Consider the following 21,639-nt stretch of genomic DNA (forward strand, 5'->3'; position numbering starts at 1 on the left):
GTCAGTCGAACCGTTCATCCCCCGTCGGCTCGACATGCGTCTCGCCGTTCCTGGCCTGCCGATAGCGCGACATCTCGTAGTACATCCGCTTGCGCGCGCGGCTCTGGTTGCCCAGCGGACGGTGCTCGGGCAGGCAGTGCCACGGGTTGAGCGTCAGCTGCCGGGCGAACGCGAACTGCGCGGGGGACTGGAATTCCTGTTTCGGGATGGTCAGCGTGGCCACCGGGATGCGCGGCGACAGGCGCGGATCCCACAGCACGCTGTTCTGTTCGATCGGCATCAGGAACGGGTCGGTCTGCAGGATCACCCGCATCTCGAATTGCGCATCGCCCGCGCGCAGCGATGCCGCAAGATTGTCGCGGATGTAGTTGTCGGGCGGGCGTCGGGGCAGGTTGGGGATGCGCGTGGACACCGGCGTCAGCGGGTGGAAACTGTACTGCATCGCCTGCCCTTCGCCGATCAGGTAGGGCACGCAGCTGAAATATTCGTTGGCCAGCGGATTGGCGAGCGTCCTGTTCCACAGCGCCTGCATGATGAAATCGCGCACGTGCGGATGGCGCAGGCTGAGGAAATACCAGATCGGCAGGTGCCGCCGGCTCCAGTACTGCAGGCGGGCGTTCTCGCGCGTGTCGGGGGTGACGAACGTGACGGTGGACACGGCGGTAAAGTCCTGCGTGAAATGCTCATCGTCCATCAGCTTGGCGCCGGGCACGTCCATCAGCTTGATCCCGATGCTGCCGAAGCCGACATCGTCGATGTCGGGCTCGACATGCGGGCCGGGGTTGGAAAAGCGCACCCACGCGGGATAGCTGCGCTGCGTCGCGAAGATGCCGTGGCGCAAATGCTCGGGCAGATCATCGCGCACCGTCAACGTGCTGCGCACCAGCCCGTGGGTCTTGGTGTTGCCCGCGCGCTCGTAGTTGCCCGGCGTGAAATCGATATCGAGCTGACGCTGCATCTCGGCGACCATCGTGTCGAGGCTTTCGTCCTCGTCGGGCCGGAACCGCTCGCCCGCCAGCGGCGGCACGTCGCGGCTGCGGGTGAGGTTGATCGTCCAGTTCATCAACCGCGTCAGCGGCCAGCGCACCACGGAATCGATGGCGGGGCGGAAGAACGGATCGATCCGGCGTTCGGTCTTGAGCGTGGCCTGCAGCAGGCGGTGAAGCGGCTCCAGCATGGTCAGGGACCTTTCTTTCCGGCATTGGCTTTTCCGGCATCGGCCAGGATGTTTGCAGCGAGCTTTTCGGCAGCGAGATAGATCGCCGCAACGATGAACAGCCCGGGGATGCGGGGGAAAATCGAGGCGTCGACCACGCGCAGACCCGGCACGCAGTGGACCCGGCCCTGCGGATCGAGCACCGGGCCGATCGCAGCGGTGCCGCAGGCGTGATGGCCCCAGGCGTTGGCGCGCACCCATTCGCGCAAGGCGCCGTCGCGCAGCGCGGGGCCGGGCAGCTCCTCCTCGGCGATGTCGCCATCCTCGATCAGTGGGCGGGCCAGCGCGCGCGCCATGTCGAGCCCTTCGACCAGCGCGTCGAGGTCGCGGTCGCCGTGTTCAGCGAAGTTGTTGAACGCCGCGACCGGCGGATCGCGCGGATCGGCGCTGGCCAGTGTAACCGTGCCGGAACGGTTGCCGGTGCGCCCCTTCAGCACGACCCAGCTGAACCCGTCACCGCCCTTCCAGCAATGCTGGGCATAGCCGGTGAAGTACCCGCCGAAACGCCCCATCATGCCCATCAACACGAGGTCGGGCCCATCGGCGTCCGGCCCTGCGGCGGACGAGCGGCGCAACGCAGCAAGGCATGCGCCGTTGGAGACGTACATCCCCAGCCGCCAGCGCCGCCATTTGGCATACAGCGGATCGGCGGTGGTGAACGCCGCCTGCCGCAGCGAGGACCACGGATGCTTCATGCGGTGTACCACGCCGATCTCGTAGCGGTCCTGCAGGTTGCGGCCGACCTGGGGCAAATCGATACGCGGCGCGATCCCCAGCGCCTGCAGTTGCACGGCATCTCCGATCCCCGACAGCATCAGCAGTTGCGGTGTGGCAAACGCGCCGCCGGCCAGGATCACCTCGCGGGCAGCCCGGCTTTCGCCCCGGACGCCCGGTCCGGCTGATCCCGCCAACGGCGAGGCGCGATAGAGGTGGCGGCCGCGCAGCCATTCGACCCCGCAGGCCTTGCCGCCGTCATCGAACAGCACGCGGGTGACCAGCGTGTCGGTCAGCACCTCCAGCTTGCCCGGATGTTTGGTGGCCACATCGCGCACCCGTTCGCGCGTGCCCTGCCGGGCGTGGCGGGCGGTCGCGATCGGCAGGTAGCACAGCTGTTCCTGCCCATCGCGGCGCGCATCGTTGGGGTCGCCCCAGTCGTGCAGCCACGCGCGCAGCCGGTTGACCAGCCCATGCCCGCGCCCCAGCTCGACCAGCGCCGAGCGGAACAGCGATCGCACCAGCGCCAGGTCGGACAATGCCCGCGTCGGCAGCGCCTTCTCGATGCGCAGCCAGCCGTTCCAGCCGTGCCCGGTCGGGTCGATGCCCAGCAGCGCCAGCAAGCGCCACAACGGCCGGTGACGGCACGCTTCCACTTGCTGGCGGTGACTGCGCATCGCGTCAGCGGACCAGCCCGCATCGCCTGTTTCCGTGGCCAGCCGGTCCCACTCGCTGTCGGGCGGTATGAGGAAGATCATCGCGTTGTGTGCAGTGCAGCCGCCCAGCGCGCCCGAGCGGGGATACAGCACGGTTCCGTCGGCGTCCGCCTTGGGATCCGCGCGCGCCGCGTCCCCGTCGGCGAAATGGCTGGCGCGCTGGTTCCAGCAGACTTGCGTATTCTCGCTCGACAGCGCGTGGAACGCGGGCACGGCATACTCGGCGGCGGTGGTGGCATCGATCTCCGCCGGATCGGGCCCGGCTTCGAGCAGCAGCACGCGCATGCCCGCCTCTGCCAGCCGTGCGGCCACCGTTCCGCCCCCCGCGCCCGAACCGACGATCACATAATCGTAGCTGGCTTCGGGCGGGGGCATGTGAGGGGGCCGGGGACGGATGGCGTCAAAGCGTCTTGAGGAACGCGATCAGCGCCAGCTTGTCGGCATCGCTCAGCACCGGTTCGGGTCCGAAGAACGCCTCGTCGGCTGTCAGCCCGGCGCGCGCGTTGAACATCGCGGTGCCGAAGTAGTGCCCGCGGTTGACCACGAAGTCGGGGCATTTGCTCAGCGCCATCAACGGGCTGACCAGCGGCGCGAGGTGGCCGCGCAATGCGGCGTCATCGGCGTTTTTCGGCGCGGTCAGCAGCGCCAGCTTCATTTGCGCGAGCAGGCTGGCGACGCGCGCATAGTGCCGGGCGATGTCCACCGGATTGCGGCTTTCCGCCAGTGGCTGCAGCGATGCCAGCAGGTTCACCGGGATGCCCGCCGGGATCGGCCCGATCTCGATATTGCCATCGCGATCGGAAATCCGGTCGAGCGCTTCCTTGGTTTCGTTGCTGAGCACGCCGGGCAGGCGCGGCACGAACGAGGCCGGGATGTAGAACCGGCTGCGCTGGGTGGTGCGGTCGATCACGCCTTCCGCGTTGGGCAGGATGGTGTCGCGCGTCCGCCGTTCGGGCCACAGCATCTGCTGGATCGAGGCATCGAACGACTTCATCCGTCCGCCCACCGAGGGATCGCCGTTGAACGGCCCCACCGTGTTGGCGAGCAGGAACGGCGCGGTCGACCACAGCGAGATCAGCGACGGCACGCGCGTATAGCCGCGCCCGCCTGCTGGCATCACGTGGATGCGCCGCACCCCGCTGAACGCGTCCTGGTAGGACGACTGACCGACCGACGGCAGCGCCTTGTAGCTGCTCGACGAGAAGTTGTCCCAGATGTTGCCGCCCAGCGCGTTGGTCGCCAGCGGGCTGCACAAGTTGGTGCGCAGCAGCGTGACCGGGATGCGCGCGTCGGTGCTGAAATAGTTGCCTTGCGCAAAATCGGGCCGCGCGGCGATGCTGCGCATCTGCTGCTTGAACGGATCGCCTTGCGTCCATTTCCACCACGCCTTGAAGTGCGTGAGGTAATCCTTGCCCGCACTGTCGGTCAGGCGCGCGTTCTCGGGTGCGTCGGGCTGCTTGCTCGAATGGCAGCGCGCGCAGGTGGTGGCGAACACGTCGCGGCCATGGGCGACGACATTGGCCGGGGCGGTGAGATAGGCCTTGCCGCCGGGTGCATCGGCGAGATGGTCGGGGCGCGCGGCCTTGAGGAAGAACAGCGCGGTGTTGGGTGTGCCCTGCTCGGTCGCGCGCCAGTAGGCCGAATTGTCGCGCGCCACGGCGATCCTGATCGGGGTGATCGGCTTGCCGCCGGCCACGGGGTTGAAGTGTGTGAGCCATTCCTCGCTGTAGAGCCCGATGTTGAGGTACACCCGGTTGAGCGCGCCCAGGGCGCCCACCGAATCCGATCCGTCCTTCAGCACGTGCGGCGTCCACACCTGGTCGGGCTTGGTATAGAACTGGGTGAGCGGGCCCGATTTGACCACCATGTTGAACTGCATGTTGTCCTGCTCGCCATGGGCCAGCGATTCATGGCCGATCGCCTTGGCGATGGTGAGGCGGTCGCCCAGACTGTAGACCGCATTCATCGTGCGCGGGTTGTTGATGTTGTCGGTCGACACCAGCGACGTGTCCATCGCGCCCGGCCGGAACGTCTTGACCAGCTGGTACATGAAATTGGTTTCGTCGGGCTTCCAGAAGAACAGCCGGTCAACCCACATGTACTGCGCACCGACGGTGGAATTGAGATCGGCGAACGTGGGCTTTTCAGGATCGGCGGGGGGATGGATCGGGCTGGGGCCCAAGTGGCAGAACCCGCAGCTCATGCCCACGCGATAGGGCCGCACCAGCTTGGGATTGTTGTAATAGCGCGGGTCGCTGTAAAACTTGGCCGGGTCCCACGCCGCCTTGGCCTGCTCGTCGAAATCGGCGTTGGGGAACAGGCGGAGGCCGAAGATGCCGCTGGGCTCGCCGTAATACGAGCCGACCGGAACCGTCGTCCCGCGCGCGCCGATTTTCACGCCGGGGTATTTCGCGGCGTTGGCGAACGGATCGGGCGCGCAGGCGGGATCGCGGCTGTCGCGCCACAGGCCGTAGGCGTCCGGCTTGGTCGGCGCGGCAAAGCATGGCTCGTTGACCAGGCCGAGCTGGTACCAGCGATTGGCATGACGGTTCGGTCCGGCGGGATCGGGCGCAACGATCTTCAGCAGGTCGAAACCGCCGTACGTGGGCCGGCTCATCGTGTCCCAGAACCGGTCGTTGCCGCCGGTCCACACCAGCCACATGTTGCGGCCCTTGACCTCGTCCGGGGTCAGCGAGACGCCGTTGTCCATGTCGTGGAAATAGTCTTCGTCGGCCTGGACGAAATGGCTGTCGCCCAGCCCTGCCTTGGTCGCCTCGTCCTGCTCACCCTTGGTGCGGCAACCGGCCAGCAGCAACAGTCCAAGCACAATTGAAGCTGCCATTCCCTTCGACATCACGCCGTCCTCCACAAGATCAGGCTGGCTGGCAGCACCGACAGACTGTTGATCTGGTTATGGCGACGTCGAAGTGGATTGGGTTATGATACTGGAGCGCGAATAGCTCAAGCGCAAAACATGCCTGCCGGAAGTTAAGCATGACCGGGTGCGGCAGTGCGGCGCGGCGTTGTTAGTACAGCAGATTTGTGCAAGCGACTTGACGCGGCGCAGTCCGTGCGCTTCACTTCGTGGTAATTGCCATCGGGTCGCAGATGCGGGGAAACCCTGCACGCCAGCTTTTTTCCTGTTGTGGAAAGGCCTTGCGATGGACACGCCTGAACGCACGCCCGATCGGCCGCGTGCAATCGCCGCCGCCCGGATCATCGCCGCGCTGGTCGCGATCCTGGTGCTGTGCGGTTGCGCGCAGGACGCGGTGTTCACGCCGAAAAGCAACTTCTGCGGGTTCAAGCGCCACGTGCTGGCCACCAACGTGACCGATGGCATGACGGGATCGAGCGACCGGTCGGTGACCGGCGTTGGATTTGCGCCGGACTCGCTGGCCGGAACGATAAGTTCGTCGCTGCAGGGTCGCCCCCAACACGGTCTGACCCCAGAAGGCGGCGCGCCGGCGTTCCTGTTCCTGTCGGGCGGTGGTCAGCATGGGGCGTTCGGCGCCGGATTTATCGACCAGTGGCGCGTGGAGAGCGAGAAGCGTCACCACAGCCTGCCGCAGTTCCAGATGGTCACGGGGATCAGCACCGGCTCGATCCAGGCCAGCTTCGCGTTTGCCGGGATGACCGCGCTGGCGGTCGACGGCTACACGATTCCGGATGAAAGCGTGCTCCTCACCCCGCTGGCAAAGCCTTCGGCGGGCGGCGGGCTGGGCGCGAGTGCCGGGCTGGCGTTGGCGCGACAAGGCGCCGTCGCCGACCTGACACCGCTCTACGACCACCTCGACCGGCACCTGACCGACGAAGTTCTGCGGCGCGTGGCGCAGGGCGCGGACCAAGGTCGCCAGCTGTTCGTCGGGGTGGTGGATGTCGATTCGGGCGAAGCCGTTGCGTTCGACATGGGCGACATGGCCCAGCGCTATGCGGTGGCCCAGCCCCAGCCGCCGGTGAGCGAAACCGCGCTGGCCCCCGGAGCCCGGCGCCTGAAGGACTGCTACATCGCCGCGATCGTGGCGTCGTCGTCCGCGCCCATCGCCGCGCGGCCGGTGTTCATCGACAACCGCATGTATATCGACGGCGGCGCGCGCTTCGGCCTGTTCGGGGCGGAGATCGGCGCGGTGATCGACGATCGCAAGCGGCTGGCGGCGATCGCCGGCGCGCTGCCAGGCCAGCCGCCGCCGGTGCCGATCACCTTCGCGATCGTCAACGGCACGCTGCAGACCGGGGTCCCGGCGACGTGCCCGTGGGCGGATGCGACGCTGTGCCGCGATGGCATGCCGTCGAACGTGGTCAATTCGCCGCACAACACATGGTCGTTCCTGGGCCTGGCGCTGCGCTCGGAAGAGGTGCTGTCGAACCAGATCTACCGCTTTTCGGCGCAGCGGGTCGGGACGAGCGCGGGCGATTGCCAGGGCTGCTTCAACTTCGTGCGGATCGAGCCGGACAGCCAGCAGCACATGTTGGCCATTGGAAACGAAACGAAAACCTGCCAGCAATGGCGCGACGACGATCGCAAGCGGCTGAACCCCATCCAGTTCTTCCCCAACTACATGCGCTGCATCATCGACTATGGCCGGTCGCGGCCCGAAGTCGTCGCATGGGCCAAGTATCGCATGAAGTGAGGCCCGGAAGCCGCCCATTCGCGGGGCAGATCGCTAGCGTTCGTGCCGCGCCGCCAGCGCGATACCGGCCAGATTCTGCGCGCGGCGGATCCAGCGGATGCGCGCGGGCGGGGCGATCAGGCATAGCGCCTCGAACCGCGCGAGATGCGACCTGAACGACACCGAACGACACTTGAGCACACCGTTGGCCTGATCGATCACCTGCACCGCATCGCCGATCAGCTCGAACTCGCGCGTTCCCAGCGCATGTGCCACCTCCAGCGCGCAGAGCAGCGCCAGCCACTCGGCGTCGCCGTTGCTGCCGGTGCCCAGATTGTCGAATACATGCACCACGCCGCGCGCGACCACGGCGGCCTCGATCCGCCCCGGGTTGGGGCGGCAGCCGCCGTCGAAGAACACCTTGAGCCTGCGCTGCTGCATAGCCTTGCCGATAACCCGCGCAGGCGATGACCGCGAGCGGCAATTTTTTCCGCTTGGGCAACTGTGGATCGCGCACCGTAGCGGCGTCTGACTGGCGTAGTCGCGGAGTGTTGCATGAACGTTGGGTCGGAATTCGAACTGGTGCGACGCTGCTACCGCCAATCGTTCGACGCGCGCATCGCGCCGGGCTTCGCAAATTTCCGCACCGCGATGCGCCACGCCGATCATGGCGCGGTGCTCGGCTATCGCCGCGCGGGCAGCGAGCCACTGTTCCTCGAAGCCTATCTCGACCGGCCGGTGGAGCAGGTCCTAGCCGACGCGCTGGGGTGCCCGGTGCATCGCGATGCGGTGATCGAGATCGGCAACTTCGCCTCGACCAGCGCGCCCGCGATGATCGCGCTGTGGACCCAGTGCGCCAACGATCTGGGCGCCAGCGACGAGATCGCCGTCGCCACGCTGACCGCGCCGTTGCGGTCGATGTTCCGGCGGATCGGGGTGCCGTTCACGGTGCTGTCCGATGCCCGGCCCGAGCGGCTGGGCGATGCGGCGGGCGCGTGGGGCGCGTATTACCGGCAGGACCCCAAGGTCTGTGCGGGTCGGATTGCCGACGGGCAGGCCGCGCTCGCACGGTTCGCCGATCGCCGCCGACGCGGGGCCGCCGCGTGAACGCCCTGTTCGCCGCCATTGCGGGCCATGCCGCGTCGATCGGCCATCGCGCGGCAATCGACCCGATTTGCGCGCCGCCCGTCACGTACGCCGACTTGCCCGAGCAAATCTCGCCCGCCGCGCAAGTGCTCGCGCAGCGCAACGATCCCGCGCGCCCGATCGCCGTGCGGCTGGACCATGGCGCCGATCTCGCGCTGCTCGACCTTGCCCTGTTGCACGCCGGCATCGTCCAGCTTTCGCTGCCGGCGTTCTTTACCGCCGAGCAGACACATCACGCGCTGGCCGCCAGCGGGGCGCAGGCGCTCCATGGCGACGGTAAGGTCTCGCGCGAACCGAACTGTCAGGCGGTGGCCTTGCCCGAAGGCACCGCGCGCATCACTTTCACCTCTGGCTCGACCGGAACGCCCAAGGGCGTGTGCCTGTCTGCCGACCACATGCTCGACGTCGCCGGAGCGGTGGTCTCGGCGGTCGGGCAGGGCCACGCCGGGCGCCATCTGGCGCTGCTGCCGCCGGGCATCCTGCTCGAGACCGTGGCGGGCTTTTACGCCACGCTGCTGGCCGGGGGGACGTATGTTTGCCCACCGCAGGCGCTGGCCGGGCTCGCCAATCCGTTCCGTCCCGATTTCCTGACGATGGTGCGGCGGATCGCGGAATGGCGCGTCACCTCGCTGATCCTCGTCCCCGAATACCTCTCGGGGCTGGTCGCCGCGATGGAGGCGAGCGGCACCCGCCTGCCGCTGCTGACGCTGGTCGCGGTCGGCGGCGCGCGCACGCCGCCCTCGCTGATCGAACGGGCGAGGGCGCTGGGGCTTCCCGCGCGCCAGGGATACGGCCTGACCGAGTGCGGATCGGTGGTCGCGCTGGAAAGCGATGCGTCCGGACCGCCCGGTTCGGTCGGCAAAGTTCTTCCGCACATGCGCCTGGAACTGGCCGATGATGGCGAGATCCTGCTGCACGGCCCGGCGTACCTCGGCACGATCGGCAGTCCTAGAGCCGCTGGACCGCTGGCAACCGGCGACATCGGCCGGATAGATGCGACCGGAGGCCTGTGGATCGAGGGGCGCAAGTCCAGCCTATTCGTGACCTCCTACGGGCGTAACATCTCGCCCGAATGGGTCGAGGAAAAGTTGCTCGCCCAACCCGGCGTGGCGCAGGCCATGGTTTATGGCGAAGGGCTGGCCAGCCCCGAGGCGCTGCTGGTGCCGACGTATCCCGATGCAGACCTCGCGGCGGCCGTCGCGGCGGCAAACGCGACACTGCCCCCGTATGCGTTTGTCGCCCGCTGGCGGGCCACCGCGCCTTTTACACCCCTGAACGGTCACGCGACCGGCAACGGACGGATGCGACGCGACGCGATCATCGCCGCTTATGGCACCGGTGAAACCCCGTTCTTTACCGAACTCGAGCGGCGAACAGGCGCGGCACGGCAGGCGTTCCTCGGGGTGCGGCAAGTGCAGGCGGGGCTGTCCGGTTCGATCCCGCTGCAGGCCTATCTCGCCTATCTGGAGCAGGCCTACCATCACGTGCGCCACACCGTGCCGCTGATGCGCGAGGCCCGGGCCAGGCTGACGCATCGGCCCAAGCTGGTCGCGGCGCTCGACGAGTATATCGCCGAGGAAACCGGGCACGAGGCGTGGATTCTCGACGATATCGCCGCTGCGGGCGGCGACGCGGACCGGGTGCGCCGGGGCGCGGCGGGCAGGGCGACCGCCGCCATGGTCGACCATGCATATGCCACGATCCGGCACGGCAATCCGGCGGCGTTCTTCGGCATGGTGTTCGTGCTCGAAAGCGTCAGCGTGGCGCTGGCATCGCGCGGTGCCGCGTCGGTGGCGCAACGGCTGGGCCTGCCGCCCGAGGCGTTCACCTATCTCACCTCGCACGGTGCGCTCGACCAGGCGCACATGACATTCCTCGCCGATCTGGTGAACGGTATCGACGACGCAGCCGACCGCGAGGCCATTGTCGCCATGGCGTGCGAGATCTTTGCGCTGTTCGGCGCGATGTTCGCGGACATTCCCTTGGAGACCGACCGTGCTGCCGCTTGAGGGCAAGACGGTCGCGATGACCGGGGCTGCCGGCGGGATCGGCTCGGCCGTGGCGCGCCGGTTGCAGTCGGCGGGCGCGGTGGTGACTGGGATCGACCGCGTGGAGTGCCCCGCGTGCGACGCCAGCATCGTCACCGACCTGGGCGATCGCGCGGCACTGGCGCTGCTGTGCGCTCGCCTTGGCGCAGCACCGCCCGACATTCTGGTCAACGTCGCCGGCGTGCTGGGCTTCGGCCTGCATGAGCGCCAGACCGCAGAGGCGCTGGCGCTGTGCTATACGATCAACCTGATCGTCCCGGCCACGTTGGCGGCGGCAGTCGCCGGGCCGATGCGCGCGCGCGGATCGGGGCAGATCGTCAACATCGGGTCGGTGCTGGGGGCGATTCCCTATCCGTGGTTCGCCGCCTATTCGAGCAGCAAGGCCGGGCTCGCCGCGCTGAGCCAGGCCTTGCGCCGCGAACTGGCGGGCAGCGCGGTTGCCTTGACGCACATCAATCCGCGCGCCGCCAGGACCGCGTTCAACAGCGCCGAGGTCAACCGCTTCCTCGCGCTCAGCGGCATGAAGGCCGACGATCCCGAATGGCTCGCCGATCGCATCGCCGCAGCCATCATCGCGCGGCGCAAAACGGTCAGCATCGGCTGGGCGGAAAAGGTGTTCGCGGCGCTCAATGCGCTGGCCCCGTCGCTGGTCGATCGCGGGCTGGCGGGGTCCGTCCGCAAGGTCGGGGCCCAACTTTCATGATGTTCCGGATGGAGACGTATCGATGAATCTGCGCAAATCACTGGGTGCCGCGCTGGCCGCGCTGCTCGTCCTGTCATGGCCGGCGCTTGCTGTCGCGGCCTCGCTGCAGGACGAGGTCAAGGCGATCAACGACGGTTGGGCGCATGTGACTTACGAGATGAACGGATCGAGCCACCAGACCGTGGCGCTGGCCCAGCTCGACCATGTCGCCGCGACGCTGGTCGCGCGCTATCCCAACCAGGCCGAACCGCTGCTGTGGGAAGGCATCGTGGTGTCCGAAGAGGCCAACCGCGCCAACATCTTCCACAAGCTGAGCCTGGCCACCCGCGCCCGCGACCTGATCGCGCGGGCCTACGCGCTCAATCCCCACGCCGCCAACGGCGGGGCGGCGATGAGCCTGGGCGTGCTCTACTACAAGGTGCCCGGATCGCCGCTGGGGTTCGGCGACAAGGAGCGCGCCCGGGCGCTGCTGCGTGAGGGCCTGGCGCTCGACCCCAACGGACTCGACGCCAACTATTTCTACGGCGATTTCCTGCACGACAAAGGCAACGATGCGATCGCCCGGACGTATCTGCAAAAGGCGCTGCGCGCGCCGCACGACCAGACGCGGCCGGTGTGGGACGCCGGTCGCCGCCGTGAAGTGATGGCGCTGCTGCACCAGCTGCACTGAGCGGATCCGGGGGGATGACATTGTCCGAACGACTGGCCGGGCAACTGGCCCGGCCCAGCGGCACGGCGGGCCGGCTGCTCGGCGTTGCGATGGATCTGGCCAACCGCAAGCCCACGCGGCTGGCGATCGACCTGCTCGCGCCCGCAACGGGGGAGCGCGTGCTCGATGCCGGTTGCGGCACGGGGGCGGCGATGCTGGCGATGCTGCGCAGTTCGGGCTGCTCGGTCACCGGGGTCGATCGATCGGGGATGATGGTCAACGTGGCGCAGCGCCGCATGGCACGCGCCAAATTGCTCGGCCGCTCGCACTTGTACCACGCCGACATCGCGATGCTGCCGTTCGCGGAGGAATCGTTTGCCGCCGTGCTTGCGCTCAACGTGCTGTACTTTTGCGATGTCGAAGGGCGCATGATGGGCAACCTGCGCCGGATGCTGCAGCCCGGCGGACGGATGGTCGCCTACGTCACCGATGCCGCGAGCATGGGCGACTGGGCGTTCGCGCGCCAGGGGCGGCACCGGTTGTACGATCAGACCTCGCTTACCAGGGCATTCATCGATGGCGGTTTCGATCGCGACCGGGTAGCAGTCCACCGGGTTGCGATTACGCGATCGGTCACCGGCTTGCTCGCCTGCGCCGTTCGCTGAGGCTGCCCGGTCGAGCGAGGTGCGGTGGATGGAAATGCGCGAGCCCGACCCCGATCGGTCGGGGCTGGCCCGGTTGTTCGAACTGCACCGAGGCGAGGTGCGCCGCTTCCTTGTCGCGCGGTGCGGCAGCCCGGAAGACGCCGACGACCTGCTGCAGGACATGTGGGTCCGGATTGCCGCAACCACCGTGGGCCCGATCGGCAACGGCCGCGCCTACCTGTTCCGCATCGCCAACAACCTCGTGCTCGATGCCGCACGCGCCCGGCAGCGCGCCATGCGCCGCGATCGCGGCTGGGTGGAGGCCGATGGTGAGTTCGATGACGCGATCGACGAGCGCCCCGATCGCGCCACCCCGGCGGACGAAGCACTGGCGCGCAAGCAGGAGGCCGCGTTGCTCGAACACGTGATTGCCGGGCTTCCAGCGGGTGCGCAACGCGCGCTGCGCCTGCACCGCATCGAGGAATTGAGCCAGTCCGACGTGGCGCAAGTCATGGGCATCAGCCGTAGCGGGGTGGAAAAACACCTGGCCGTGGCGATGAAACATCTGCGCCGCGCGCTGCACGACTGCGGATGGTATGCGCCTGTGGCGTCTGGGGATGAGGAGACCGGCACTGCGGGGGGCAGCACCGGAAAGGCACAGCCCATGAACAGAAAACCGGCATGAACACCGATCCCGGCACCAGCACCAGCAGCATGCGGGACATCGTCGAAACCGCTGCCCAATGGCACGTCGCGTCGGCGTGCGACGACATGGACTGGGATGGCTTCACCGCGTGGCTCGAAGCCGATCCGGCGCACGCCCGCGCCTATGACGAGATCGCGCTGGCCGATGGCCTGATCGACGAACACCGGCCCGCGCTGCTCGAAACCGAGGAGGCGGCCTTCGTCGCACCGAGCCGCACCCGCGTGCGGCTGGCGCTGGCCGTTGCCGCCGTGCTGGCCGTGGCGATTTCGCTGCCGGCGCTGCTGGTCGGCAAGGAGACGGTGTACCGGACCGAGGCCGCCGGTCGGCACATCGCGCTGGAGGATGGCTCGGCGATCGATCTTGCCCCCCACAGCCAGCTCAGCATCAGCGGGCGCCGGCATGATCGCATGGCGCTGTCGGGCGGCGCGTATTTCGCGATTCAGCACGATCCCGCGCGCCAGCTGCTGATCACCGCCGGCCCGATCGGACTGCGCGATATCGGCACGCGGTTCGACGTGCAGCGGGACGGAACGTCGGTGCGTGTCGCGGTATCCGAAGGACGCCTGACCGCCAGTTCGGATGGGCTGGACGAACCCATCGCGCTCGATGCCGGCAAGGCGTTGCGCATCGACGGCGAGACTGCGCTGGGCTTTGTCACGCCCGTCCGCCCCGAAACGGTGGGGGAGTGGCGCGCCGGGCATCTCAGCTACCAGAACGCGCCGCTCGCACTGGTCGCGGGCGATCTGGCGCGGTATGCCGGCGTCCAGATTGCTGTGCCCGTATCCCTGCGGTCGCGAACGTTTTCGGGAACACTGGCGTTAGGTGATGGCAGGACAGCGGCGCACGATCTTGCACAGCTGCTGGGGCTGGCGCTGCGCGATGATCGTGGCGGCTTCGTCATGGAGCCTGCTGGGCGCTGACCCGGCGCTCGCGCAACATCAACGCGCCCTGTCAATCCACGACGGCACGCTGGCGCAGGCGATCGACCAGCTTTCGGGCGAGACCGGCGTCTCGATCGGCACCGACGGGCCGCTGCCGACGGTGCATGTGCGCGCGGTGCATGGCCGGATGCGGGTCGAAGACGCGTTGCAGCGGCTGCTTCAGGGCACCGGGCTGATTGCACGACGGGTGGGCGCCAACGCCTTCCGCATCGAACGCGCGCCGCCATCCGTCGCGCCGCCAACCGTCAAGCCGCGCCCGGCCCCGCAGGCAGCAAGCCGCCCGGCTCCCCCGGTCATCGCTGCCACGCCGATCATCGTGACGGCGGGCAAGCAGGCGCAGTCGCTCGACAGCCTGTCGCTCGATATCGCGATCGTCCGGGTCGGTAATCGCGGCCTGACGCTCGCGCCGTCGAGTTCCGCCGCGATCGCGAATGCGGTGGAGGGTGTCTCGCTGACCGGGCTGGGCTCGGGCCGCAACCGCATGTTCCTGCGCGGGGTGGCGGACAGCAGCTTTTCGGGATCGACCCAATCGACCGTGGCTGTCGTGCTCGACGAGTCCCGCGTCACGTTCTCGGCCCCCGATCCCGACTTGCGGCTGGTCGATGCCGAGCGCGTGGAAGTGATCAAGGGTCCGCAGGGTTCGCTGTATGGCAGCGGCACGCTGGGCGGGATCTATCACATCGTCATGCGCCAGCCCGAGCTGGACCGGTTTGAAGGTTCGGCGACGGCAGATGTGACGGCCGTGTCCGGCGGCGGCATCGGTAACGGCACCAGCGGCGTGCTCAACTTGCCGCTCGCGCACGACCGGCTGGCAGTGCGGGTGGTCGGCTGGCGCGAGGTCACGCCGGGCTGGATCGACACCGGTCCACGCCAAGACAGCAATTCGTTGACCGCGCTGGGCGGGCGCGCTGCGGTGCTGTGGCGCGGCGACGGCGGTTGGTCGGGCGGCCTTTCCGGGCAGTTCCAGCGGCTGGCGAGCAAGGACAGCCAGTATGTCTACGCGCCCGACAGCCTGCGCCGACCGGCGCAGCTGGCAGAGCCGCACGACAACGACTTCAACCACGTCGCCGCCCACTTGTCCGGACCGGCCGGCGCGGCGCAACTGCAGATCATCAGCGGATACACCTGGCACGAAGTGGGCGACACCTACGACGCCACCATCGGCGCCACAGCGTTCGGACTGCCGCAGCCATCGACCTTCACCGACGATCGCCGCTACCGCGTGTGGGAAAGCGAGGCGCGGATTTCGGGCAGGAGCCACCGCTGGCGCTGGCTGATCGGGCTGTCGCATCTCATGGCCGACGAACGCACAGCCAAGTTGCTGGCCAGCGGCGCTCCGGCGGTCGCGCCGCTCGCGCTCGAAATGGGGCGGCGCACCGCCAACGAGACGGCGCTGTTCGGCGAAATGACGCTCGACCTCACCCGCACGCTGGCGGTGTCGGCGGGAGGGCGGCTGTTTCATGCCACGGCGGAGGATGTCATCGCTACCCCCGCCGGATCGTTCCGGCGCGAGGTGGGCGACACCGGCCTGACGCCGGTCGCCAGCGTAGCGTGGCATCCGTCGGCCGGACGGCTGCTGTATGTTCGCTACGCCTCGGCCGCGCGACCGGGCGGGCTGGCAGCGGTTGGGGGCGGGGCCGCCACGAGCTTCGAGGGTGACGAGGTCGTCACGCTGGAAGCGGGCTATCGACAGGACGTTGCGGGCGGCGATCTGTCGATATCCGGCCACGTCACGTGGTGGGACAACGTGCAGTCCGACATGCTGCTGGCCAATGGCCTGGTCGAGACGCGCAATGCCGGACGCGCGCGCATTGTAGGCATCGAGGCCAGCCTGACGCACGCTCTGGGCCACGGCTTTACGGTGGAGGCCGGTGCCAGCGTCCAGCACGCCGTTCTGGTCAGCAATGCGCTGGGGGTGGTGCTGGACGACCGGCGGCTGCCCGTGGTACCCGACTACAGCTTGCGCGGCGGGCTGGAGCGGACGTTCGCGCTGGGCGGCAGCAGCGCCACGCTCGGCCTGCACCTGCACTACCTCGGCCCGGCGCGGCTGAGCTTCGATCCGGCGCTCGACCGCCAGATGGGCAAGTCGCTCGACGCGGATTTCGACGCCGGGCTGCGCAAGGGGTCGTGGGAACTGGCGCTGCGGGTGGAAAACCTGCTGAACAACCGCGCCAATCTGTTCGCGTACGGCAATCCGTTCCGCATCAGGACGATGCCGCAATACACCCCGCAGCGGCCTTTGACGGTCAAGGCGTCGATCGGGCGGGCGTTCTGAGGCCGGGCAACTTCGCCCCGACCGCTCATCCTGAGGAGCCGCTGAGTTTGTCGAAGCGGCGTCTTGAAGGATCGCCCCGGGGTAAGAGCTGGTGGTTCGAGACGAGCCCCTTCGGCGAAGCTCAGTACAAGCTTCGACCAGCTCAGTCTTTCCTCACCATGCGCGGGGAGTGGCTGCCTTTCGTCGCCCTGATGCCATTTCCCCGCACCCATTTCGCCACGCCGCCATCGTCCTGCCGCGATCGACGCCGTACAGGGCTTACTTTGCGACAAGGTTCATCTGCGGGTCAGCTTTTGCCGTGCCACGCAGCACTGCGCTGCAACACGGGATGCTGTTGATGTCTTTGTTTGATTGGTTTTCCTTCCATCCTTCCGACCTTGCCATCGATCTGGGCACCGCCAACACCGTCGTTTACGTTCGTGACAAGGGAGTCGTATTGGCCGAGCCGTCGGTCGTGGCGATCGAAACGCTCAACGGCGTCAGCCGGGTGATCGCGGTGGGCGACGATGCCAAACTGATGCTGGGCAAGACGCCCGACAGCATCAAGGCGATCCGCCCGCTGCGCAACGGCGTGATCTCGGACATCGACGTGGCCGAACAGATGATCAAGCACTTCATCCGCAAGGCGCAAGGGCAGGGCGGCAAGATGCGCGGCAAGCCCGAAATCGCGATCTGCGTGCCCTCGGGCTCCACCCCGGTCGAACGCCGCGCGATCCGCGATGCGGCATCCAACGCCGGTGCGCGCAAGGTGTGGCTGATCGACGAACCGATGGCGGCGGCGATCGGCGCGGACCTGCCGGTGACGCATCCGATCGGATCGATGGTGGTCGATATCGGCGGCGGCACCACCGAAGTCGGCGTGATATCGGTGTGCGGCCTGCACCTGAGCATGTCGGTGCGCGTCGGCGGTGACCGGATGGACGAGGCCATTACTTCGTACATCCGCCGCCAGCACAACCTGCTGATCGGCGAGGCAACCGCCGAACGGGTCAAGAAACAGCTCGGCATCGCGCTGATCAGGGAAGGCACCGAGCCGTTGGTGGCACAGGTCAAGGGCCGTGATCTGGCGCGTGGCGTCCCGCGCGAGATCACCATCAGCCAAGTCGAGATTGCCGAGGCGCTGACCGAATCGGTCGGCCAGATCGTGCAGGCGGTGCGCGGCGCGCTGGAAAACACCGCGCCCGAAATCGCCTCCGACATCATCGAAGGCGGGATCATCATGACCGGTGGCGGATCGCTGCTGGCCGAGATCAGCACGCTGCTGTCGCGCGAAACCGGCCTGCCGGTGCGGGTGGCGGACAATCCGTTGAACTGCGTTGCGACGGGCGCCGGCCGCGCGCTGGAAGATCCGGCCTACCGCAGCGTGTTGCTCGCCACCTGATCGCGGTTCATGGTATTCGCCGGGCGACGCACGCCGGGAGATGCAGGGTGAACAAGCTGCTGGTATTTTACGGATCGTACCGCGCAGACCGCATGGGCATCCGTCTGGCGCACTACATGGTCCGCCGCTTTTCGGAACGTGGCAGCGATGTCGAGCTGATCGATGCGCAGGCGGTCGGCCTGCCCATGCTCGATCGCATGTACAAGGAATACGCCCCCGGCAAGGCGCCGCCCGCGATGGAGGCACTGGCGCGCAAGATCGTGGCGGCGGAGGCGTTCCTGTTCGTGGCGGGCGAATACAACTGGGGAATGCAGCCGGGGCTCAAGAACCTGACCGACCATTTCCGCGAGGAATGGTTCTGGCGCCCCGCCGCACTGGCGACCTACTCCGCCGGGCGACTGGCCGGGGCACGGGCCAGCTATGCGTGGCATCCGACGCTGGCCGAGATGGGCATGGTCGCGGTGCCCAGCACGATCGGGGTGGGGCAAGTGAGCGCCGCGCTCGATGTCGAGGGCCTGCCGACCGGCAGCGGGGGTGAGGCGCTGGACAAGGCGTTCGACAAATTCGCCGCCGTGCTGGATTGGTGGGCCGATGCCGCCGTCGAGCAAACGGCGCGCAAGGGACCGCCGTATTGAACCGGCCCGCCGGTGCGCGGATGGCGGTCGCGCCGCAATTCCCGAGCTGAGGAGCACATCGCCGGGAAGCCGACGCGGTCGGTCAAAGGCAGAAAGCCTGCGCCTGCTTTTCCGCCAAGGCGCACTTTGCAGTCCCAAAGCAAAGCTTGGTCGCGGGCCGGATTCGCGGGTTGACCGCAAATACTCCATTAATTAGATAGAGATTACTCCGAACGGATATCTGGTGGTCGGCCAGCCGTTCAACCCAAGGAACCCGACCCGCGGCATTTGACCGGGAAGCAGCTTGCTCCGCGACACCAAAAGCTAAAGCGCGCGATGCTGGGGCGACAGCGCCAGGCACCGTGTTCCCTCTCTCGAGAAGATGAGGCGAAACGATGCGTACCAAATCCATGGTTCACTGAACCGCGCTGGGCGCGCGTCTGCACGCACCGCGACGGGTTCCTGACCAACCTGTTCGACAACAGCAAGGCGGAGGATTACGACAACTTCAGCATTCGCGGCCAGTTGCTGTGGAAGCCGGTCGACAACCTCAAGGTCCGCCTGATCGGCGATTATTCAAAGCAGAAGCAGGCCTATATCCTGAGCCTGCTCGACGGGACCTTCACCACGTTCGCCAACGGCGCGACGATCCCCAACAACATTCTGGCGCGCGCGGCGCGGACCAACTACGCGCTGCCGGCATATGGCGCGTTTGCGCGGCTCGGCAATTCCAACTCGCACTACCAGGCCAACATGAAGAGCTACGGCGTCTCGGGCCAGGTCGATTATGACCTGGGCGCAGCGACGGTCACCTCGATCACCGCCTACCGCTGGTGGGACTGGTATCCCGCCAACGACACCGACAGCACATCGCTGTCGATCAATCTCAGGGGCCAGCAGCAGAACTTCCAGCGGCAATATACCCAAAGTGCGCGCGCAGGGGGTCGAGGCCGACCTGATCGTGGCGCCGAGCGAATGGGTCAGCCTGAACGCCTCATTCGCCTACACCGACGCGCATTACGTCAACTACGCCAACGCACCCAATGCGCCCGAGAACAACCCGGGCGTCAACCCGGTGCAGGACCTGTCCGGCGTGTCGCTGCCCGGCGTTTCAAAGTACGCGTTCACGCTGGGCGCCGATGCTTCCCACCCGGTGTCGCAGGGCATCGACGCTTATGCCCACGCCGATAACCTGCATCGTTCCAGGTTCAATTCCAGCGCCACCAACAGCATCTTCGGCGTGGTCCCGGCTTATGGCGTGCTCAACGGAAAGATCGGGCTGCGGCTGGCCGACGGGCGCTACGACTTCTCGTTCTGGGCGCGAAACCTGACCAACAAGAATTATTACATCACCCGTGGCGGCAGCAACTTCGGGCTGATCACCGCAGTGGTGGGCGATCCGCGCACCTTCGGCGCAACCTTCCGCGCCAAGCTGTGAACGCACGCCCCCGCCGCCCGCCGGCGGGGGCTGGACCCGTGGTCGGTGTCACGTCGCCATTTCCAGCAATTCTGCTCGCCAGCCGCAACGACCCGTCCATCGGCCGACGACGTTTGAGGATCGCCGCAACCGGACGGGAAGGCTCAACTTCGGCCCTCAAGCTCACTGCGCACCATTAAACGGCTGAGCCGTTGACCGTTCTATTGGATAGTTAATGGAGCGGTAGTTATGACCATTGAGCACGATATCACCTCGATTTCCCGACGCCGCAATGATCGTCATCTGGTCGAAATGATCGCCCATCTACGTCATGACGCGAGAACGGTGACGGTGGTGCTCAAGGATCTGACCCGACGTGGCGCACGGATCGACGGCGCGGCAAGACTTGATGTCGATGAAGCTGTCTCGCTCACGTTGCCGGGATGTCGGCCTGCGCTCGCATTCGTTGCCTGGAGCGATGATCACTCCGCCGGTCTGGAATTCGCGTTTCCGCTGCAGGCCGAATGTCTTGATTCGTTGGTAGCGGCCTTTGCGATCTTCACCCAGGCTGACCGTTATCAGCACATTCTGGTGGCGGCATAATCTATCGGCGCGGGCGATAGGATCAATAGCCGCCGTGAACCGGTCCGATCGGGTTGTAGACGGTGCGATCCGGCCTTCCTTCCGATAGCGCGACGATGTGCACCGGCCTGGGCATCAGCCGACGCCGACCAGACCGGGATGGTCGTGCGGCCTCGGCGTGGCCCCAATCCAGAGGAAGCGCCGGTCGCTCGCTGCGATTGGCAGGTCGTTGATCGAGGCCTCGCGCCGGCGCATCAGGCCGTTTTCCGCAAACTCCCATTGCTCGTTGCCGTAGCACCGATACCATTGCCCGTCGGTGCGACATTCATACTGGAAACGCACCGCGATGCGGTTGTCGGTGAACGCCCACAATTCCTTCACCAGACGATAGTCTTCTTCGCGGGCCCATTTGGCGGTGAGCAAGTCGATGATCTCGCCCCGCCCTTTGACGAAGCGGTCGCGGTTCCGCCATTCGCTGTCCACCGTGTAGGCAAGCGCGACGCGGGCCGGATCGCGGCTGTTCCAGGCGTCTTCCGCCGCGCGAACCTTGAGCAGCGCGGTTTCGCGGGTGAAGGGCGGCAAGGGCGCGCGGGGAAGCTCGACGGTGGTCATGATGGGTCTCCCATGGCGGCGAGCGCATCGCGCAGCGCCTGATTTTCGGTTTCGAGTTCGGCGAGCCGGGCGCGCAGCGGCGCAACGGCGGCGGCAATCTCGCTCTCGCTGAAGCGCGGAATGATATGCTGCGGGCAGTTCCAGTCGAACGCCTCGAGATGGAGGACGTACGCACGCTCGGGCACGCCACGATAGCCGGGCAGGGCAACCGATGCGGCGAGGGCGGGGTCGGCGGCGAGATCGCGCGTCTCGATCCGGGCGTAGAGTTTCAGCCGCCGGCGGGCCGGATAGTCCATCAGGATCAGCGCGACGCGGTCGTTCGCGGTAATGTTGCCGAGGCTGATATATTGGCGGTTGCCGCGAAAATCGGCAAAGGCGAACGTCTGGTCGTCGAGTACCCTGACGAAGCCGGGCGGGCCGCCGCGATGCTGGACGTAAGGCCAGCCGGTCTCCGAAACGCTGGCCATGTAGAAGCTGTCGCGCGCCGCGATGAAGTCTTGTTCAGCCGGGCCGAAGCGATCGAACGCCCGGCCCGCGCCGACCTTTTCGTAAAGCCCGGCACTGCCGTGAGCAACTTGCGCCGCGTGGACGCTTGGCGTGGTCGCGATGTCGAGGAAGCCATGGGGCATGACCGGTTCCGCAGCAGGGATGCCGTCGGCGGGCGCAAG

Annotated in this window: 19 protein-coding genes; 13 read left to right on the plus strand and 6 right to left on the minus strand. The window is 67.3% G+C overall.

Annotated features, from left to right (window positions below):
- Position 1: 1 nt before the first annotated feature.
- From NL2_RS16605 to NL2_RS16615, 3 genes are read right to left on the minus strand one after another with little or no spacing between them, the layout of a single operon-like run.
- Positions 2-1,177 (minus strand): catalase family protein, encoded by a 1,176-nt coding sequence (locus tag NL2_RS16605; RefSeq protein ID WP_068076813.1) that lies wholly within the window; start codon positions 1,175-1,177, stop codon positions 2-4.
- 2 nt (positions 1,178-1,179) lie between these two features.
- Positions 1,180-3,021, minus strand: coding sequence for a GMC family oxidoreductase (locus tag NL2_RS16610; protein WP_084356156.1), 1,842 nt, complete (start codon positions 3,019-3,021; stop codon positions 1,180-1,182).
- A 25-nt stretch (positions 3,022-3,046) separates the two neighbouring features.
- The gene (locus NL2_RS16615) at positions 3,047-5,488 is read right to left on the minus strand and encodes a hypothetical protein (RefSeq protein ID WP_245647729.1); all 2,442 of its coding nucleotides are present in this window, start codon (positions 5,486-5,488) and stop codon (positions 3,047-3,049) included.
- A 319-nt stretch (positions 5,489-5,807) separates the two neighbouring features.
- On the opposite strand from NL2_RS16615, the gene NL2_RS16620 reads away from it, so the two are divergent.
- Positions 5,808-7,274, plus strand: coding sequence for a patatin-like phospholipase family protein (locus tag NL2_RS16620; RefSeq protein WP_068076814.1), 1,467 nt, complete (start codon positions 5,808-5,810; stop codon positions 7,272-7,274).
- Positions 7,275-7,307: 33 nt separating this feature from the next.
- Here NL2_RS16620 and NL2_RS16625 read toward each other — a convergent pair whose 3' ends face one another.
- Complete coding sequence (locus NL2_RS16625; RefSeq protein ID WP_084356157.1) at positions 7,308-7,694, minus strand: reverse transcriptase-like protein; 387 nt, start codon at positions 7,692-7,694, stop codon at positions 7,308-7,310.
- A 114-nt stretch (positions 7,695-7,808) separates the two neighbouring features.
- Between NL2_RS16625 and NL2_RS16630 the strand changes: the two genes are divergently transcribed.
- From NL2_RS16630 to NL2_RS16685, 12 genes are all read left to right on the plus strand, one after another.
- Positions 7,809-8,360 carry a thermostable hemolysin gene (locus tag NL2_RS16630; protein ID WP_068076815.1) on the plus strand — a complete coding sequence of 184 codons (552 nt, stop codon included), beginning with the start codon at positions 7,809-7,811 and terminating at the stop codon, positions 8,358-8,360.
- Entirely contained in the window at positions 8,357-10,408 is a 2,052-nt protein-coding gene (locus tag NL2_RS16635) for an AMP-binding protein (RefSeq protein ID WP_068076816.1), read from the plus strand. The genes NL2_RS16630 and NL2_RS16635 overlap by 4 nt, the downstream gene beginning before the upstream one ends.
- Positions 10,395-11,150, plus strand: coding sequence for an SDR family NAD(P)-dependent oxidoreductase (locus NL2_RS16640; RefSeq protein WP_084356158.1), 756 nt, complete (start codon positions 10,395-10,397; stop codon positions 11,148-11,150). Before NL2_RS16635 ends, NL2_RS16640 begins: the two co-directional genes overlap by 14 nt.
- Before the next feature lie 22 nt (positions 11,151-11,172).
- Positions 11,173-11,820, plus strand: a complete 648-nt coding sequence (locus tag NL2_RS16645; RefSeq protein ID WP_068076817.1) for a tetratricopeptide repeat protein — start codon at positions 11,173-11,175, stop codon at positions 11,818-11,820.
- Between the two features lie 14 nt (positions 11,821-11,834).
- Positions 11,835-12,464 carry a class I SAM-dependent methyltransferase gene (locus NL2_RS16650; RefSeq protein ID WP_068076818.1) on the plus strand — a complete coding sequence of 210 codons (630 nt, stop codon included), beginning with the start codon at positions 11,835-11,837 and terminating at the stop codon, positions 12,462-12,464.
- A 28-nt stretch (positions 12,465-12,492) separates the two neighbouring features.
- Positions 12,493-13,128 (plus strand): RNA polymerase sigma factor, encoded by a 636-nt coding sequence (locus NL2_RS16655; RefSeq protein WP_157083216.1) that lies wholly within the window; start codon positions 12,493-12,495, stop codon positions 13,126-13,128.
- Positions 13,125-14,069, plus strand: coding sequence for a FecR family protein (locus NL2_RS16660; RefSeq protein ID WP_068076819.1), 945 nt, complete (start codon positions 13,125-13,127; stop codon positions 14,067-14,069). Before NL2_RS16655 ends, NL2_RS16660 begins: the two co-directional genes overlap by 4 nt.
- Complete coding sequence (locus NL2_RS16665; RefSeq protein ID WP_084356159.1) at positions 13,975-16,365, plus strand: TonB-dependent receptor; 2,391 nt, start codon at positions 13,975-13,977, stop codon at positions 16,363-16,365. Before NL2_RS16660 ends, NL2_RS16665 begins: the two co-directional genes overlap by 95 nt.
- Positions 16,366-16,702: 337 nt before the next feature.
- Entirely contained in the window at positions 16,703-17,746 is a 1,044-nt protein-coding gene (locus tag NL2_RS16670; protein ID WP_068076863.1) for a rod shape-determining protein, read from the plus strand.
- A gap of 47 nt (positions 17,747-17,793) precedes the next feature.
- Positions 17,794-18,381 (plus strand): NADPH-dependent FMN reductase, encoded by a 588-nt coding sequence (locus NL2_RS16675; protein ID WP_084356160.1) that lies wholly within the window; start codon positions 17,794-17,796, stop codon positions 18,379-18,381.
- 907 nt (positions 18,382-19,288) lie between these two features.
- Positions 19,289-19,798 (plus strand): TonB-dependent receptor, encoded by a 510-nt coding sequence (locus NL2_RS16680; protein ID WP_068076821.1) that lies wholly within the window; start codon positions 19,289-19,291, stop codon positions 19,796-19,798.
- Between the two features lie 228 nt (positions 19,799-20,026).
- A complete protein-coding gene (locus NL2_RS16685; protein ID WP_068076822.1) occupies positions 20,027-20,380 on the plus strand; it encodes a PilZ domain-containing protein in 354 nt (117 codons plus the stop codon).
- Between the two features lie 114 nt (positions 20,381-20,494).
- On the opposite strand, the gene NL2_RS16690 is transcribed toward NL2_RS16685, so the two are convergent.
- Both NL2_RS16690 and NL2_RS16695 read right to left on the minus strand, forming a co-directional pair.
- Positions 20,495-20,971, minus strand: coding sequence for a nuclear transport factor 2 family protein (locus NL2_RS16690; RefSeq protein WP_068076823.1), 477 nt, complete (start codon positions 20,969-20,971; stop codon positions 20,495-20,497).
- Entirely contained in the window at positions 20,968-21,600 is a 633-nt protein-coding gene (locus tag NL2_RS16695; protein WP_068076824.1) for a pyridoxamine 5'-phosphate oxidase family protein, read from the minus strand. Before NL2_RS16695 ends, NL2_RS16690 begins: the two co-directional genes overlap by 4 nt.
- Between the last annotated feature and the right edge of the window lie 39 nt (positions 21,601-21,639).

The organism is Novosphingobium lentum NBRC 107847 (assembly GCF_001590965.1).
Classification (GTDB): domain Bacteria; phylum Pseudomonadota; class Alphaproteobacteria; order Sphingomonadales; family Sphingomonadaceae; genus Novosphingobium; species Novosphingobium lentum.